Origin of the sequence: Agrobacterium sp. ST15.16.024 (assembly GCF_027956545.1) — a bacterium.
GTDB lineage: Bacteria > Pseudomonadota > Alphaproteobacteria > Rhizobiales > Rhizobiaceae > Agrobacterium > Agrobacterium cucumeris.
Window position 1 is genome coordinate 40965 of the sequence record NZ_JAQKGO010000014.1, and the last position, 17020, is coordinate 57984.

The 17020-nt window shown below is 57.3% G+C and carries 17 protein-coding genes and 1 pseudogene; 6 read left to right on the forward strand and 12 right to left on the reverse strand.

Annotated features, from left to right (window positions below; translation table 11 throughout):
* Positions 1-5: 5 nt before the first annotated feature.
* From trbH to PL640_RS24140, 11 genes are read right to left on the reverse strand one after another with little or no spacing between them, the layout of a single operon-like run.
* Positions 6-446, reverse strand: a complete 441-nt coding sequence (gene trbH / locus PL640_RS24090; protein WP_012475998.1) for a conjugal transfer protein TrbH — start codon at positions 444-446, stop codon at positions 6-8.
* Positions 447-449: 3 nt separating this feature from the next.
* Positions 450-1262, reverse strand: a complete 813-nt coding sequence (gene trbG / locus PL640_RS24095) for a P-type conjugative transfer protein TrbG (protein WP_012475999.1) — start codon at positions 1260-1262, stop codon at positions 450-452.
* A gap of 16 nt (positions 1263-1278) precedes the next feature.
* Positions 1279-1941, reverse strand: coding sequence for a conjugal transfer protein TrbF (locus tag PL640_RS24100; protein ID WP_012476000.1), 663 nt, complete (start codon positions 1939-1941; stop codon positions 1279-1281).
* 20 nt (positions 1942-1961) lie between these two features.
* Positions 1962-3143 (reverse strand): P-type conjugative transfer protein TrbL, encoded by a 1182-nt coding sequence (gene trbL / locus PL640_RS24105; protein ID WP_012476001.1) that lies wholly within the window; start codon positions 3141-3143, stop codon positions 1962-1964.
* A complete protein-coding gene (gene trbK, locus PL640_RS24110) occupies positions 3137-3337 on the reverse strand; it encodes an entry exclusion protein TrbK (RefSeq protein ID WP_012476002.1) in 201 nt (66 codons plus the stop codon). Before trbK ends, trbL begins: the two co-directional genes overlap by 7 nt.
* Entirely contained in the window at positions 3334-4137 is an 804-nt protein-coding gene (gene trbJ / locus PL640_RS24115; protein ID WP_077768124.1) for a P-type conjugative transfer protein TrbJ, read from the reverse strand. The genes trbK and trbJ overlap by 4 nt, the downstream gene beginning before the upstream one ends.
* On the reverse strand, positions 4109-6565 hold the full coding sequence (locus PL640_RS24120) for a conjugal transfer protein TrbE (protein WP_012476004.1): 2457 nt from the start codon (positions 6563-6565) through the stop codon (positions 4109-4111). Before PL640_RS24120 ends, trbJ begins: the two co-directional genes overlap by 29 nt.
* A 10-nt stretch (positions 6566-6575) precedes the next feature.
* Complete coding sequence (locus tag PL640_RS24125) at positions 6576-6875, reverse strand: conjugal transfer protein TrbD (protein ID WP_012476005.1); 300 nt, start codon at positions 6873-6875, stop codon at positions 6576-6578.
* Positions 6868-7251 carry a TrbC/VirB2 family protein gene (locus PL640_RS24130; RefSeq protein WP_012476006.1) on the reverse strand — a complete coding sequence of 128 codons (384 nt, stop codon included), beginning with the start codon at positions 7249-7251 and terminating at the stop codon, positions 6868-6870. The genes PL640_RS24125 and PL640_RS24130 overlap by 8 nt, the downstream gene beginning before the upstream one ends.
* Positions 7241-8218 carry a P-type conjugative transfer ATPase TrbB gene (gene trbB / locus PL640_RS24135; protein WP_077768123.1) on the reverse strand — a complete coding sequence of 326 codons (978 nt, stop codon included), beginning with the start codon at positions 8216-8218 and terminating at the stop codon, positions 7241-7243. Before trbB ends, PL640_RS24130 begins: the two co-directional genes overlap by 11 nt.
* Positions 8219-8227: 9 nt before the next feature.
* Positions 8228-8851: an acyl-homoserine-lactone synthase gene (locus tag PL640_RS24140; RefSeq protein ID WP_012476008.1), complete on the reverse strand. Its 624-nt coding sequence runs from the start codon at positions 8849-8851 to the stop codon at positions 8228-8230.
* 382 nt (positions 8852-9233) lie between these two features.
* Here PL640_RS24140 and repA point away from each other — a divergent pair, with 382 nt between their 5' ends.
* From repA to PL640_RS24170, 6 genes are all read left to right on the forward strand, one after another.
* Complete coding sequence (gene repA / locus PL640_RS24145) at positions 9234-10442, forward strand: plasmid partitioning protein RepA (RefSeq protein ID WP_234888145.1); 1209 nt, start codon at positions 9234-9236, stop codon at positions 10440-10442.
* A gap of 93 nt (positions 10443-10535) precedes the next feature.
* A complete protein-coding gene (gene repB / locus PL640_RS24150) occupies positions 10536-11543 on the forward strand; it encodes a plasmid partitioning protein RepB (protein WP_012476010.1) in 1008 nt (335 codons plus the stop codon).
* Between the two features lie 166 nt (positions 11544-11709).
* Entirely contained in the window at positions 11710-12921 is a 1212-nt protein-coding gene (gene repC / locus PL640_RS24155) for a plasmid replication protein RepC (RefSeq protein WP_012476011.1), read from the forward strand.
* Positions 12922-13987: 1066 nt separating this feature from the next.
* Positions 13988-14203, forward strand: coding sequence for a hypothetical protein (locus PL640_RS24160; protein WP_116979320.1), 216 nt, complete (start codon positions 13988-13990; stop codon positions 14201-14203).
* 120 nt (positions 14204-14323) lie between these two features.
* Positions 14324-14914 carry a hypothetical protein gene (locus PL640_RS24165; protein WP_012476012.1) on the forward strand — a complete coding sequence of 197 codons (591 nt, stop codon included), beginning with the start codon at positions 14324-14326 and terminating at the stop codon, positions 14912-14914.
* Positions 14915-15926: 1012 nt separating this feature from the next.
* On the forward strand, positions 15927-16565 hold the full coding sequence (locus PL640_RS24170; RefSeq protein ID WP_077768120.1) for a Shedu anti-phage system protein SduA domain-containing protein: 639 nt from the start codon (positions 15927-15929) through the stop codon (positions 16563-16565).
* Positions 16566-16763: 198 nt separating this feature from the next.
* Here PL640_RS24170 and PL640_RS24175 read toward each other — a convergent pair.
* Positions 16764-17020: pseudogene (locus PL640_RS24175) on the reverse strand (integrase); the annotation flags it as partial.

A 17020-nucleotide genomic window follows, 5' to 3' on the forward strand; every position in this document is an offset into this window, starting at 1 on the left:
CTCCGTCAGTTGCGCTGCATGATCGAAAGTGGACTGGTCGGCGTGGCGCCGGCCGCCGTCGGCGTATAGGCGCGGCCAAGAGCGATGGAAGGCGTCGAAACGCGCGCAAAAACCTGCCCGTCGAAGCCCTCGACGGCAAAAGCAAGCTCGACCGGCTTGATGTCTTTGGCGACCTTGCCGTCCGTGACGACCGTATAACCCCAGCCCTTCAGGGCCGCCTCGAGGGCGGTCGCGAATTCCGACTGGTCCTTTTCCATTTTGATGGTCGTCGCAGCGCTGGCCGGACCGATTTGTTCGGCGAGACGACTTGCCATGTCACCGGCGATCGCGCTTGCGGCCGGTCCGGTGACGGCAACCGGGGTTGCATTGGTGGTCATCGCGTCGTCGGCCGTTTGGCAACCGGAGAGTAGTTTGGCCGCGATGAAGAGTGCGAGGAGCTTGCGCATGGTTCAGCCTCCCCGCCGGATGGTGATCTTCTGCTGCCGCCACCCGACCCCTGATACGAGGATCGCCTTGTCGATCGCATAGTCGACGGTCATCATGTTGTTCTTCATCCGGTAGTTGACGATGCGGTTCTGACCGCCGGAGACGACGAAGAGCACCGGCGCATCCTGACCTGAGATCGACTTCGGGAATTGGATGTAGGTCTTGACCCCGTCCGAATAGACCCGCTTCGGTTTCCACGAAGCCCCGCCGCTGATCGAATAGGAGAAGTTCAGCTTATCCGGCGCCGTGCCCGGAATGCCGCCGGTTTCGAGACGGGCATTGATGTCGGCGAGCTTGGTGGAGGTGTCCTCGGGGTACTCGAAACCAACGCGCGCCATGTACTGGCTGGGATGGGACTTGAGCTGGATATGATAGGTTCGCCGTGAGGTGGTGACGACCATCGAGGTGAGAAGACCTGGCTCCGACGGTTTGACAATCAGATGGATGGCCTGCCCGCCTGTCGCCCCCGAGGTGGCCGGCTCCACTTTCCACCGCACCGTATCGCCGACGAGCACGTCGCGAACGATCTCACCGCCCTGAAGCTCGATGTCGCAGACCTGCAGCGGCGAGCAGACGACGGACGGCTGGGTCTCGCCGAACAGAAAAATCACTTTGCCGTCCGGTCCCGTTGTGACCAGGCCCGGTGTGCCGCGCCATTTGCGGGAGATATTCGTACCCTTGACCTCGTTGCTCGTCATGCTTTGCGCCTGCGCGCCCACCACAAAGGCGAGTCCGGCCATGCAGCCGGCGGCTGCGATCAATCCTGTCTTTTGCATTGAGAAATCCCTGCCCTTAAAGCTGTGCCGTCCAGTCGAAATCCCGGACATAGAGGCCGATCGGATTGAGGCGGATCGTCGCCTCATCCTGTGGCGCGGTGAGCGCCACCGTTGCGATGCCGCGGAAGCGGCGTGTGCCGGTTTCCTTGCCCTTGCGGTCTCGCTCGTATTCCGTCCAGTCGATCTGATAGGTCTGGTTCGAGAGCGCCACGATGTTGTTGACCTCGATGGCGACGGTCGAGGACTTCGCTTTCTCGAAAGGTGAATTGCCTCGGAACCAGGCGTTGACCTTCTCCGTCGACGGATCGGAGGTGCGAAGAAGAGCGTATGTGCGGTCGATATATTGCTTCTGCACCACGGCATCCGGCGTGATCGAGCGAAAGCTTGTCACGAAGTTGCCGAGTGTGGCGCGAACCACGCGGACATCGGCATATTCGATCTGCTCCGGGAAGCCTGCCGTGACTGCCGTCCCCAGCTTGTCGACCTCAACGATATAAGGCACGAGCTTGACCTGGGTACTGAGATACATCGCGTAGCTGAAGCCGATGACGGCCATCGTCAGGCCGAGAATGCCGACGATCCGCCATGCGGAAGCAGCCTTCACATATGTGCCGTAGCGCTCGTTCCATTCCTGGCGGGCGGCAAGATACGGATTATCAGGGGCGCGGTTCGCTGCCATTTATTCTTCCCTTGTCTCGATTATGGTTTGTCGTTGCGTTCGGGAGGAGGCGTCGGGCCGCTGTGACCGCTGCGCTGTTCATCGAGCTTGGCGTTGGCTAGTCCGAGGATGGACCCCGCATAAGCACCGGGAGATCCGATTGCCTTTTCCTTCGCGGCCGAGCCTGCGGCTTGTGCCCCGGAACTGAAGCTTGCGCCTATCCCCCGCAGGGCAGCACCAGCGACGGATGAACCGCCAGCTCGTGCGGCTTGGGCCGCCGCAAAACCCGCGCCGGCAGCGCCGGCGGCCAAGAATCCAGCGCCCGCGGCGAAGGACGCCGCTTGCCCGCCGTGGCGGATTGTCTCCATACCGCCGGTGACGGAGGCTCCCTGGACGACACCCTGGATGATGTTCGGCACGTACATGGCGATGATGAAGACCACGACGGAAATACCGGCGATCGCCAGGGTGGTGACAAACTGGTCGGAGGATGCGGTCGGGGCATTGGCCAGACCCAAGAGGACCTGTGACCCAATCTTTGCGATCATCACCAGCGCCATCAGTTTCATGCCAACGCCGAAGGCGTAGACAAGATAGCGAACAGCAAAGTCTTTGGTGAAGGAGGAACCGCCCAGGCCAAGCATGATCATGCCGGCGAGCAGGCCGACATACATCTCAACCATCACCGAAACAAAAATCGCGGCAACCAGCGAAAAGCAGATGACGACGACACCCATTGCCAGCACCGCGGCAATCGCCAGCGCATTGTCCTCGAATACGCCGAACTGCGCCTGTTGCGACATTTGCGAGGCGACGCGAATGCCGGCATCGAACACTTCAGCGGGCGAGGCTGAACCGCCGCCGGCACCAATTTGGAAAAGACTGTCAACCACCGCCCGGGCAAAGGTCGGACCTTGGGTCAGAACGAATGCGAAGAACCCGACGAACATGATCCGGCGCACCAGCTCCGCAAACCAGCTATCCAGCGAGGCTGACTGGATCGCCAGCCAGACGGCGGCAATGCCGATCTCGATCGTTGCGAGGATCCAGAACAGCGATTTCGCCGCATCCATGATGGTGGTCTCCCAGCCCTTCGCGGCAGAGGAGACCTGGTTTTCCAGTTCCGTGAGGACCTGCCCCTCCTGCGCAAATGCGGGAGCAGCATAGGCGAGGAAGAACAGACCAGTTATCAGGAGTGAACGTGTGACAGCGGGCTTCACCATCTCGGCCGTATCTCCTGACCATCCTTGATCGGCGGCAGCTCCTTATTCGAGCCGAAGAACTTCTCCCGGGCTGAGCGCTGCTCCTCGGTAAGCGCAGGTCTTCCGCCGTCGCTGGATTTTACGATCAGCACTGTGGCCGCGGCGGATGCAGCGGCGACAGCAAGCACCAAAGCAATTAGGACGGATCGGCTCACCAGCGTGGCTCCATTCTCTGACCTTCCGGAATGCTCTTGACCTCAGCGTTGAAGAACTTTTCCCGCCGGGCCTGCGCCAGGTCCTTGTCGGTCTGCTCCGTCTGTAGCCAGGTTCCCATCATCGTCATCTGTTGCGAGACGAGACCGCGAAGCTTCTGCATCTGGGCAACCTGCTGAGCGGCGATCTCGTGGCCGACCTGCAACGCTTTCATCTGCCCGTCCGCCGTTTCGGACATCGACCGCAGCGAGGACATCGTATCTTCCTCGCTATCGAACTGGTCGGCCGTTAGGCTCGCAGCCTTCAGCGAGCTGGCGATCGTGTCGCGGTTGGTCGTCGACCAGGACTGATAAGTCGAGGAGAACGTCGCGTTATCCGGCAGGTTGGTTTTGAGGTCGGCGTAGCTCTGAAAGCGCTGCTGAAGAACGTCGTCGGCGTTGCCCATGGAGAATGAGATACTCTGACCCTGGTCGACAATACTGCGGAGCTGATTGAGATCGCTTTCGACCTGCCCCCAGACATGGTCAGGCAGCTGCGCGGTGTTTTGCAGCATGTTTTGGTAGATCTTAAGCTGGTTCTGGATCTGCTCCGCAAGCTGGCTGATCTGCGTCAGCTGATTGTCGACCTGGAGGCCCGAGCTCTTGAGAAGGTCCACCAATTGCGCATTGTTGGCGAGCTGCGTCCACTCCGTCGCAGCACCGGTGGCGGTCCCCGCCCGTGCTGAAGGTACGGCTCCGATCGTCAGGGCCGCGGCCGCCAGGCAGGCTAACCATCTATTCGAACTTGAGTAGCGATGCGGCATCGTGAACTCCTCTCGTTTCAAGCCAGCGGATTGGCCACTCGCGGCCATGTCCGGATTTCAGTGCGCGGATGCGCTTGAGGTCGTCCTTGCCCGACGCGCCGACAAAGCTCAGCGCAACCGGCCCCAGCGACATGTCGAAGAGCCGCCGGCCTTCCGGCGTGGCGACGTAGTATTCGCGTTTGGGGACTGCGTTCGAGACGATCTCAATCTGGCGCTCGTTGAAACCGATACGCTCGTAAAATTCACGTGTTCCTGGCTCTCTGGCGGCGCCATTCGGAAGGCAAATCTTGGTTGGGCAAGACTCCTTCAGCACATCGATAATCCCGGACCGTTCGGCATCCGAGATCGATTGGGTCGCAAGGACAACGGCGCAGTTCGCCTTGCGCAAGACCTTGAGCCATTCCCTGATCTTGCTGCGGAAAACTGGGTGGCCAAGCATCAGCCACGCCTCATCGAGCACGATCAGGCTCGGCGATCCATCCAGACGCTTCTCAATCCGCCGGAACAAGTAGGTCAGCACCGGCACGAGATTGCGCTCGCCCATGTTCATCAGCTGCTCGATTTCGAAGGTCTGGAAGGCCCCGAGTGTCAGGCCGTCCTCCTCCGCATCGAGGAGCTGGCCCATCGGCCCGTCAACGGTGTAGTGATGCAGCGCATCCTTGATCTCGCGCAGCTGCACGCCGCTGACGAAATCCGAGAGTGAGCGACCGGATGCGCTCGCCATCAGTCCGACCTGCCGAGAAATGGCGTTACGATGATCGGGGGTGATTGTGACGCCCTGCAGACCGACCAGCATCTCGATCCACTCGGTCGCCCAGGCCCGGTTGGCATCACTTTCGAGATCAGAAAGCGGGCAGAAGGCCAAGGCCCTCCCCTCTTCCGCATTGTCGCCGCCGATCTCATAGTGATCACCACCGGCAGCGAGCGTCAGGGGAAGAAGTGAACTGCCTTTGTCAAAGGCGAAGATCTGCGCATTTTCGTACCGGCGAAACTGTGCGGCGATCAGAGCAAGCAGCGTCGACTTACCAGAACCTGTCGGACCGAAGATCAACGTGTGGCCGACATCATCGACATGCAGGTTCAGACGGAACGCTGTCGAGCCGGTCGCAACCTGCATCAAGGGAGGGGAATTCGGTGGGTAAAAGGGGCATGGCGCGATCGGGTTTCCGGCCCAGACCGAATTCAGCGGAATCAAGTCGGCGAGATTGCTGGTGTTGATCAGTGGCTCACGGATGTTGCAGTACCAGTTGCCCGGCAGGCTGCCGAGATAGGCATCGGTGGCGTTCAGCGTTTCGATCCGCGCCCCAAACCCTTCCGCCTGGATCAGCCGCCGGATCGCTTCGGCCTTCTCCTGCAGGGCTTCGCGATCGTTGTCGAATAGCACGACGACCGGTGTGTAATATCCATAGGCAACCAGCTGCGATGAGGCCTGCGCGATGGCGTCCTCGGTCTCGGCGACCATGGTCATCGCGTCTTGGTCGACGGATCGACTTTGTGTCTGAAATATCTGGTCGAAGAACGGCCGGACCTTCTGCTGCCATTTCCTGCGTGTGCGTTCGAGCTTCTGTCGGGCCTCCTCGGCATCAAGGAAGATGAAACGTGATGACCACCGATAGGTGAGCGGCATCAGGTCAAGACTATTCAGAATGCCCGGCCAGCTTTCAGCCGGCAGACCGTCGATCGCGACGACGCCGAGAAAGCGATTTTCGACCTTCGGCGTCAGTCCGTGTTCAAGCTCCGCCGTGGCGATCCAGTCGAGATACATCGGAACATCGGGAAGCCTGATTGGATGGTTCTCGCCGGTAATGCAGAAGCGGGCGAACTGAAGCAGTTCGTCATATCGGGCAATTCGCTCCCCTCCCCTTCCGACCGTTTCTCGGGTTTCCATTCGCCGGATCGAAAGTGTGTTGGCAAAATACTGCTCAAGCTCTCGCACCGCGTTCTTGAACACGAAGAGCACCGTGTCCGCGTAGGATTTCTTCCGGCTCTCCTCGTCCGAATAGATGTACTTGCTGAGAGCTGTTTTCTTGGACTCGAGCGGCCGGTAAGTCAGGATCAGCGCATGCTTGCTCTCGAAATGCCCCTGCTCGCGCGCGAAATGCGCCCGGCGCTCCCCGTCGATTGCGCGGGTTACCGGATCGGGGAAATGGCAACGGTCTTCTGTGGGATAGTCGACCGTCGGAATGCGAATGGCGTCGACCTGGATCATCCAGCCGCTTCCAAGCCGCGACAGAACGGCGTTGATCTGCCTCGACAGGTCGTTGCGTTCGAGGTCAGTCGCACTTTCGGAATCTGGTCCCGCGAAATACCAGCCGGCCATCAGGCTTCCGTCCTTCAAGAGGAGGACACCATTGTCGACCAGGCCGGCATAGGGAACGAGATCAGCAAAGGAAGGGCCGGTCGCCCGGAAGCGTTTGAGAGCTACCATGGCCGCCTCCTCAATACCGGCGCCAAGGCGATGTCGTCGCCTTGTAGGTGGGCTTGTAGGAAATGTGCCTGATATAGACTTGCCGCATGAACGGGTCGGACTTCGCCATCATTCTGAGGAGCCCGACGATCACGACCCAGACGGCGATTCCGAAGAGCGCCGAATAAACCGTCAGCACCACGAAGATCAGGATGACGGCGGCGAGACCGGTCAGCAACACAAGCTCCCTGTCGGCGCCCATCAGCAGGTTTGGACGCGACAGTGCACGGTGGATGCGGTTGCGCTGCAGGCCGGATGGGGAATTAGCCATGAGTTCCCTCCCCGCCTCCGGCCGATCCAATCGTGGTGAGCTGTTCGCTCGTCAGTCCTATCGAGGCGCCGGTTGCGCCAAACAGGCCGACGATGTTGGTGGCGCCGAGGAGGATGCCGGCGACGAGAACGACGTATACAAGTCGCCGCGCGAAATCATTCAGTTCGCCGCCGAAGATGAGCATGCCGCCGGCGATGGCGACTGCTGCAAGCGCGATCGCACCCGCGACCGGGCCGGTGATCGACTCCTGGATCTGCTGCAGCGGCCCTTCCCACGGGAGACTGCCGCCGGAGCTGGCAAGGGTCGGCGCGACCGAGGCGAGAACGATGGGCGCCGCCAAGAGCGCGACGGCGATGAATGATTTCCTATGCGACATGGCGCGCTTCCTGTTCTTCTGTGAGCTGATCGGATTCGACCTCGTATTGACCGTTGACGAACCGCTCGACCTGGATGACGTCGCGAACGCGCCGTCCGCGCGGCGTCCGCTCAATGGAGATCACGAGATCGACGGCTTCCCCGATCACCTCTTGCATCGGCTGCTGGCTTGCCTCGGCCGTCAGCTGTTCAAGACGGCGCAGCGCCGACATGGCGGTGTTCGAGTGGATGGTCGCCACGCCGCCCGGATGACCGGTGTTCCAAGCCTTGAGCAGGGTCAGGGCAGCGCCGTCGCGGACCTCGCCCACAACTATCCGATCAGGACGCAGGCGCATCGTGCTCTTTAGAAGCCGTGCCATGTCGATCGTATCGCTGGTATGGAGCAGAACTGCGTTCTCGGCAGTGCATTGAATTTCGGCGGTGTCTTCCAGAATGACGAGCCGATCTTCTGGCGCGCTTTTCACGATCTCGTCGATCACAGCATTCGCAAGCGTCGTCTTGCCCGAGCCCGTTCCCCCGGAAATGATGATGTTGAGCCTCGCGGAAATCGCGCTGCGGATCGTCGCGGCCTGGTATTCGGTCATCACTCCGGTCCGGACGTAATCTTCGAGCGGGATGAGGCGCGATGCCCTGCGCCGGATCGTGAAAGCAGGCCTGGCGACCACGGGAGGCAACAGTCCCTCGAAGCGGTGACCGCCGATCGGCAGCTCTCCGGAGATGATCGGCTGTTCGGTATCGACCTCCGACTGCAGTGCATGCGCGACAGTACCGATCACCATTTCGGCCGCGGCCGGGGACATTTCGCCGGCGGGCGCAACGCCATGTCCGAGGCGTTCGATAAACAGCTTTCCATCCGGATTGAGCATGATCTCGACGACTGTTGCATCGTCCAGCGCCACGCAGAGCTGGTCACCGAGTGCTTCCTGAAGTTTACGCACAAGCCGAGGGTGAGAGCGAAGCTGGTTCACGGATTTCTCCTACGCTGCCTTGCTGAGGGAGGTGAATTCAGAGCGATAGTTGGCGGGACGGAGCTTTTGAAATGTACTGGCGTCGGCGAGTAGGATTCCCGCGACCGCCATCGTCACCCCGAACTTCCTGGGCTCGCCCAAGCGCTGAAGGGGCCACCCGACGCGCGCGAGGATCCGCTCGAAACGCAGGTCAGTGACGGTGACGATTTCGGTGAAACCGTTCGACATGCACCATTCGATGATGCCGGCGAACATGGTCAGCGTCGCCTCATGGACGGATCCGTCTCCCCTGCCCTCGCCGAGCGCCGTATCGACGCAAAAACGGGAGCTCTCGATCATCGCGGAATGGGCGTTCAACCGGCCATTCGGAAGGAGTGAGTGAAAGACGTCGGCCACCATTGTGGGGCCAGGCGCCGGAAGCAGCCGCGCGCATCCTGCTACCTGGCGACTGTCGGAAATTGCGAGGATGTAAGTCGGTATCAGAGTGTCGAAAGCATCCAATTCCACGCCGTCGATAACTTCGACATCCCAGCCTAGCCGGTCGGCGAAGACCCGCGCGCGTAGCTCGTGATGGCGGTGGATAAGCTCAGCTTCCTGAATATTTTTCGGTGTTGAGATCGCGAGAACCTGCATGAATTTCTCCGTCGTCGTTGTTCGGCGGAGAACTCAGCACGGTTTGGACACGGTGAGTAGTTGTAGGATTCTACAAGGTAAGATCCAGCTGAGTCGCGGTGGTGAGTCTGCTTTAGCTGGACGACAATGCGGATTCCGTGTCGTCTCCTTTGGGTTACGATTGTAGGATTCACAGTAAGACAAATCATGAACATAGCTGACGGTCTGGTATGCTAACAGGTTGTATTAGATAATAAATCCGGATTTTGTGTGTTAGGTGGATCTGCGGTCGTTAACCTTCTGTTAACGCTATTTCCCTTGCGGCATTGCCAGAATCATGCGTTATCTTGAGACGGCAATAACGCGTCTGACGCTAATAAACCGTCTGAAACCTGAGGCCCAAGTGAACGTGATCGACCGGCACATTAATCGAGCATCAACTTCCGCACACATCACCCAGCGCGCGGAAGCGTTGTCTGCGAGACTCAGGGCGGTTGGTGAGCGCGCGTTTCCCCCTACCGCACAAAAGTCGCTTCGATCTTTCACTTCCGGCGAGGTCGCCGAAATTGTCGGCGTGTCAGACGGCTATCTTCGCCAGCTTTCGCTCGATGGACTCGGCCCTTCGCCAGATTTGGGAAGCGCCGGTCGCCGCTCTTACACTTTGGAGCAAATCAATCAACTCCGTGAGTATCTTGCCGGAGCTCGACCTAAGGAAGCAAGTAGATTTTGGCCACGTCGGCGCAGTGGCGAAAAACTTCAGGTGATCACGGTCGCAAATTTCAAAGGCGGCTCCGCGAAGACAACAACTGCTGTTTATCTCGCACAAGGACTTGCGTTGCAGGGCTACCGTGTCTTGGCGGTTGATCTTGATCCTCAGGCTTCCCTCTCCGCAATGTTCGGTTATCAGCCAGAGTTCGACGTTGCCGAAAACACGACCCTTTATGGTGCGATCCGCTACGACGACCAGAGGGTGACGATGAAGGACGTTATCCGGCGCACCTACTTTACCGGGATAAGCATTGTCCCGGGTAATCTCGAACTGATGGAGTTTGAACATCAGACCCCTCGATTCATGCTGCAGAATCGAGGGCGTCCGGAGGATCTATTTTTCAGACGTGTCGCAGGCGCAATCAATCAGGTCGAACAGGACTTCGACGTCGTTGTCGTCGATTGCCCCCCACAACTGGGCTTTTTGACCATGGGCGCCCTTAACGCAGCGAGTGGCATGATTGTGACTGTCCATCCCCAAATGGTCGATGTCGCATCCATGAGCCAGTTCCTCTTGATGACGTCCGATCTCGTGTCGGTAATTGAAGAAGCCGGCGGACGGCTCGACTACGACTTTCTACGGTTTCTTATTACGAGGCATGATCCGCGCGACGTCCCCGAGCAGGAAATCGTGGCGCTGCTTCGTGACGTCTTCGGAATCGACGTCATGGCGGCATCCGCATGGAAGTCGACGGCAATCGCCAATGCCGGTCTTACCAAGCAGTCGCTCTATGAACTCTCGCGCGGCGCGGTAGGACGGACGACGTATGATCGAGCAATGGAATCCATCAATGCCGTGAATCTGGAAATTATCGACCAGATAAACAAGGTCTGGGGTCGATGATGGCGGCTCAATCGCTGATAAATCAAAACCTTAGTGTGTTGTCAGCTGACTACACGGTCTTACTAGAACTGTTGTTTGGATAGGGTCGGAACGATGAGCAAACGTACACAATCCATTCGCTCAATGTTTGCCGGGGGCAACGATCAGACCGCTTCTAATGACGCACAGCAGCCTGTGCAGCGAGTTGCCTCGGGTGCGGTCCGGTCGTTGAAAGACACGTTCTCAGAGGTGGAAAGACATTACGAAGAGCTCAAGCAGCAAGTTGCTGACGGAGCTGTTCCAGTCGAAATAGACCCAGAATTGGTCGACCCCTCGCCCTTCGCGGACCGGTTTGAGGACCAAGACATGGCTGTCTTGGAGGTCCTTAAGACTTCGATCAAAGATCATGGACAAGAAATTCCGATCCTTGTTCGACCGCATCCAGCTGAGATCGGACGATATCAGGTTGCCTACGGCCACCGCAGACTACGTGCGACTGCCGAACTCGGCTTGAAAGTCAAAGCCTATGTCCGCGAACTGGATGACGATCGTCTTGTCGTCGCGCAGGGCATTGAGAATTCCGCTCGTGAAGACCTGACTTTCATCGAACGGGCGGCGTTTGCACTCAAACTGGACGAGGGTGGTTTTCAACGGTCGCTAATACAAATGGCTTTGTCTGTTGACCGACACGAAGCTCAAAAGCTGGTAACAGTTGCTCGGGCAGTTCCGCAGTGGTTGATTGATTCCATTGGCCGTGCGCCGAAGATCGGTCGACCGAGGTGGCAGGAGCTCGCAGAACTTTTGAAAGTCCCGGGCGCAGAGAAGAAGGCCCGCAAAGCCACCCAGGACAAATCCTTCTCACATAGGGATTCTGACAATCGTTTCCTGGTCGTCCTAAGAGCGTCCAAGATAGATGATGTGACGGCGCCGTCTGTAGCCCCCACCCGCTTGGTCGCAAAATCTGCTGACGGGCTTCAAATCGCGACGCTCGCCATCGGCGGCAAGCAGTGCAAAATCGAAATGAACCGAGATAGAGACGAGACTTTTGCAAAGTTTGTTATGGAGCAGCTTCCTGCGCTCTACGCGAACTTCAGAAAGGAAAATCCGTCATCTGAAGGATAAATAAGGATAGGAACAGCAAAAGAAAGGCCCCCAAACGTCGCCGTCGTGGAAGCCTCTCTCAATGGTCTAAGCAGCCTGAGAATCGCATTTCCATGAATCGCAGTCAAGAGTCTTTGGCACCGTTTTTGGTGAGCAGATTTCTTTTGCCTATTGAAGGGTGAAAGACATGCAGAGTGGAAATGTGACGACGCCGTTTGGGCGGCGGCCGATGACGCTTGCCTTAGTGGCGGCACAGTTCAAATCCGCCGACATCAGGCAGGGTAAATCGGCCGACAAGTGGAAGATCTATCGCGATGCTTGTGACGCGCGATCATTGTTGGGTTTGCGCGATCGGGCACTTGCAGTGCTCAACGCGCTTCTATCATTCTACCCTGAGGCTGAACTCAAGGAGGAAGCGAATCTTATCGTGTTTCCGTCCAATGCCCAACTCGCGGCACGGGCAAACGGTATCGCCGGCACGACGCTACGCGAGAACTTGGCCCTCTTGGTCGATGCAGGTCTCATCCAACGGAATGATAGCCCGAACGGGAAACGCTATGCGCGCAAGAGCTCAGATGGGTCCATCGAGACAGCCTTTGGCTTCAGTCTTGCGCCGCTTCTGGCCCGATCAGAAGAACTTGCGGTTATGGCCCAGCAGGTCGCAGAGGGTAATCGCAAGCTCAAAATCGTCAAAGAGCGCATCACAATTGCCCGACGGGATGTCCGGAAATTGATCTCTGCGGCAATGGAAGATCACGTTCCCGGGGATTGGGCCAAGGTCGAGGAGCTTTATGTTGAAGCCATGGCACGGCTGCGGCGGGCAAAAGGGGCGGACGAATTAATCGGAATTCTCGACGAAGTCGAGATGCTGAAGGAAGAAGTAGTCAATCTATTGGAACGGCACGTCAATCTTGGAAAATCCGACGCCAATGATGACGGATTCCGTCAGCACATACAGAATTCAAATACCGAATCCAGCAATGAACTTGAACCTTGCTCTGAAAACGAGCAGGGCGCGAAGCAGAGTAAAAACGTTGAACTAAGAGCCGAATCGATAAAATCATTCCCGCTTGGTATGGTCCTTCGGGCATGCCCGGAGATTTCCATGTATGGTCCGGGCGGAGCAATCGGCAGCTGGCGGGACCTTATGATGGCCGCCGTGGTCGTGCGATCAATGCTGGGGGTAAGCCCGTCGGCCTACCAGGACGCCTGCGAAGTAATAGGGGCTGAAAACGCGGCCGCAATGATGGCTGCAATCCTGGAGCGGGCGGGGCACATCACATCGGCCGGTGGATATCTTCGCGATTTGACGTCGAGGGCGAAACGCGGCGAGTTTTCTCTCGGACCAATGTTGATGGCGTTGCTGCGGGCCAATGGCGGCGAACAAAGGCGGGCTTAATCGCGGTTCCAAATTATATCCCTTGAAAAACATTAGTGCCCTTTGAACCGCCGCTTTGTTTTGTTGTCAGCTGACCACAAGCTAAATTGTTGTTTTTGCTACTTGGTTGCAATAATAGCATTCTAAGGTGCGATTTTACTTCGCAGATCCATTCAGAATGGCGGCCCGTTCAGGTGCGTGAGCGAATGCGAGACCTTATATCCATGCGGACGCTCCGCGACCACATATTTGGATGCGTTGCACAGTGGGGAGTCATATGTTGGCGAAGCTTGGATGCGATCGCCGAAAGCAGCCTTCTGCATGCAGCCATCCCAGCCAGTACCTTATGGCGTTTTTCCCGGAGACCGGTGTTGCCAGGCGGTGGGCCTTTTGCTTGCGCAGCTTTGATGCCTGGTTTCGTTCGCACGGAGATCGGTACGCGCTCAACTTGTGCTGTGGCGGCTAGTACCTAGAGAGAAAGACGCTCCGCTGCGTCGATATCCCGATCGGACCTCGCAGCGAATGAAATAGAACCTCTTCAAGTCGATCCTTCGATCACTCGGAAGATGGCTGACGGAGTGGCGAGTTCTCGCTTAGACCAATATTGATGGCTTTGATGCGTTCTCATGTCCAGCAGCGTCGTGTTGGCTAGCAAAACCACCGAACCCGGGCACTACAGGATTCGAACACATGAGAACTGGTTTCTAGATTGGAGAAGCCCGACGACTATGTGTTCAGATCGATTGTATTATCACGGGTCGTGCCATCTGATTCATGGAATTAGTCCGTACAGGTGGCAAGAACAATTGACTCTTGGATCGCGCTGGCAAACAAAGCAGCGATGTACAGAGGATGAATAATTGCTGACCAAGAAATCCAGACCCAGGATGGCGCCGTAGCGGCAGAAGCTGAGCCCGCTGCTCCGAAAAAGACTTCAAAAAGGAAATAACACGAAGGCTGAAAAAATTCGTGCGAATGCGTCGAAACTGGCGAAGCAGAAGGTCCGCGGCCTTACCGGGGAGGAAAAGCTGGAAAAGATTGGTCAGATTGAAGCTACGGTCGCTGGCGGCGCAACCTTGAAGATGCCGTGAAAAGCGCTGGTATTTCGGATCAGACTCATTATCAGTGGAAGAAGGCTTTGGCTCAACCGGCGCCACCCGTTTCCGCAGCATCTCTTTCGGTGGATGACGAACTCGCCGAATTCATCCAGCTCGAGGAAGAAAATCGGCGCCTCAGAAAGCTGCTCTCAGAGAAGCTGCGCGCCGAAAACGCTGATCTGCGCAAGAGACATGGTATGAGTTAGCGGTCTTTCGGTGTCCATCCCTCGATCACCTTGACGTGCAATCCTCGGGATTGGCCGGTTTCAAAAATTCCCGTGCATCCTGATCATTCTGCGCCCTCACTCATTCCATTTCTTAGGAACATGCGAACACCACGATCCAATTTCATCGTCGAATATAAGACGAACAGGCGCCAGACACTTCGCCGAACCTCAATCTGGGGCGATCTGGATTTGCAGGCTGTTGCCCGCGCGGTAGAGGCTGACGATGTGATGCCAAAGCTTGATCTGCCTCAAGCAGCATCAGTTCAGGAGGACGTTGTCGCGGTGAAGTTCGAGGTGGTAGACTACTCGGATGTTCCGATTGACGGCGAAGTCCCTCCGGATAGTCCTGCCGCAACGTCGTCGTCGAAAGAGTTTTCCATCGAGTCTGAAGCTGTGGAAGACGATGCGTCCGACCCCACGCGCTCGGTGCATCAGCAGCGTAGCCCGGGTTCAGGATGGACTCCGAAGTCTGGAGCGAAAGCACGGAGTAAGAAGACGCCGTCAGCGAGCCCCGCAAGTGCACCAATTCTCAATCTTCGCCGCGATCCCCCGCTGCTGTGCGGCTTGGATGAAGAGCTCGCCGCTCTCGAGGCTGAAAACCGCCATCTGAGAAGCCTCATGGTCGTGAAGCTCCGGAAGGAGAACGAAAGGCTGAAGTTCATGCTTCGGCGATTTGGTCAAAGTCGCTAAGTTTGATTACTAGCACGAACGAGTATGCGCATCGGTCGGCGACCGCTGAACCCGCAGTAGCAGGCGTCTAAGGCGGGAATCTCGTAAATTCGGTGGTTGATGGTGTCGTTTGGCATTTAATCGTAAGAACGCGGCCGTTCCGGCAGGTGGTGGCATTTAATTTGAGATTTTCGGTGCGATTTTCGGCGTCTGGCACCTTCCGATTTGGCAATAACCGTTTGTGACGGTTTAGCATTTTCTGAGGACGATTGGCCGACGGCATTCATCTTTTCCATGGCGACGAATCTCACCTTAAGTGCCAATCGAAGCCTGAATCTCAAAATTAACTGCTCAATCTCAATTTAAGTGCCACGCTATCTTGTTGAAATTATCGCATGCGGAGTCTTGCGATTAAATGCAAAACGACACAAGACTCCCATTATGTTGTCGTCCATTCGGGCGCCTCCCCGGCCATCTTTCCTACGCTGCGACCGCTCTGTCGACACGATCGCCTTGACTTGGTCTTGGCCACTGTGCTCGTAAGCAATGACGACGTGGCGAGCCCTGGACACGACTTAGCCGTTGTAACGCTCGATGAGGTCCCCGGTGGACGGCCCGAACATTCTATCGAATGTCCTGCTGCTGTCGATAGGCCATTCACTGCAGCCAAGGTCGGAACACGTTGAAAGGTGGGGGGGATCGTACTACTATATAGTTGGAACGAAAGGCGATCAGCTTCGATGCAGATAGTGTGGACATTTACAGCGCGGTCATACCTCGACCAACTCGCATCGGAAGAGAAAGCAAAGGTGGTCAACGCTGTTGAACGTCTGTCGCGCGGCGGACGATCCTCAGCTCTGGAGCAAACAAAGCTATTGCTCGGGACGAAAGATCTCTTTTCCCTTAGGGTGGGAGCCGAGTTGCGAGTCCTCGTTCGCTTCGAGGGCGAAAATCTAAAAATTGAGGACGTCGTTAGGCGTAGCCAGCTCGATGGATTGCGGAGAGTTGAGAGGTTGGCACAGGCCCACTCTGTATGAAATCCTTTGTTTCCTTAAATCTTGATACTTCGATCTTACGACAAAACCTGGACGAACTTGACGAGCTCCTTAAATCCGAGAGCCATCTCAAGGAACGGGATCAGATAGCGCCATTTTTTAAAGAGCGCCCGCATCTCTGCGCTGCTATTGGCTACGGAAACAATGCTGTCGAACTACCCAACTGCTGGGCAAGCGAACTCGACTTGTTTGGCGATTTCGTGTGCGACGCGGCTTCTGGCGATACTGAGGCGAATGCATTCACATTGATCGAGGTCGAGGACGCGCGAGAATACAGCATCTTTACAAAGCTCGAAGCCGGAAAATCAATGAAACACTGGTCCAACCGATTTGAGCACGGCTCGTCGCAGTTGGTTGATTGGGCGTGGCGGCTGTCGGAAGAAAAAAACTCTTCCGCATTCAGACGGATTTTCGGTACGAATAGCCCGACAATTCACCTGCTTCTGATTGTAGGGCGTGATGCGGATCTCGTGCCAGATGATCTTGATCGACTTCGCTGGCGTGCTAACAATGTTGCCTTTGGTGGTTATCGGATGTCGTGCTTCACCTTTGACGGAATACTAGCCTCAATCCGTCGTCGTCTTCTTCTGGCAAGCCAGCCGTCAGAGGTAACCTGAAACGTTTGCGAGATCCGGCTGAAGGCGCCAAGCCCGCGATCTTACAACGGCCCCGGCGTAACAATGAAAACGGTCATCATCTAAATTACAGAAGTGCTCACAAGCCCGAGCTAAGTTAGGCTGCTTCTCCTGAGTAGTGCCGTTTGAGATAGACTTCCATCCCCAACTGAATTTGCGCGAACCAAGGTCCTGACAGACTCATAACAAGCGCGCCGCGCGTCCACACCGTCTGGTGGCATTGCTGGATGCCTGTTGAATCGAGCGATGACGTGACTGCTCCATCGCCTCGGGTAGGGGAATGCCTCGGTTCGCCGCCTCGGCCAGATACCTGACCGCAACCCATGGGCCGAAAACTCCCCGCTCTCCAACCCGGCCATCTCCACCCTCTGCTTGATAACGGCGTTGACCGACTGCGGATCGAGCGCCCGCCGCGAAATTGTCCCCCAGCGCCCGCC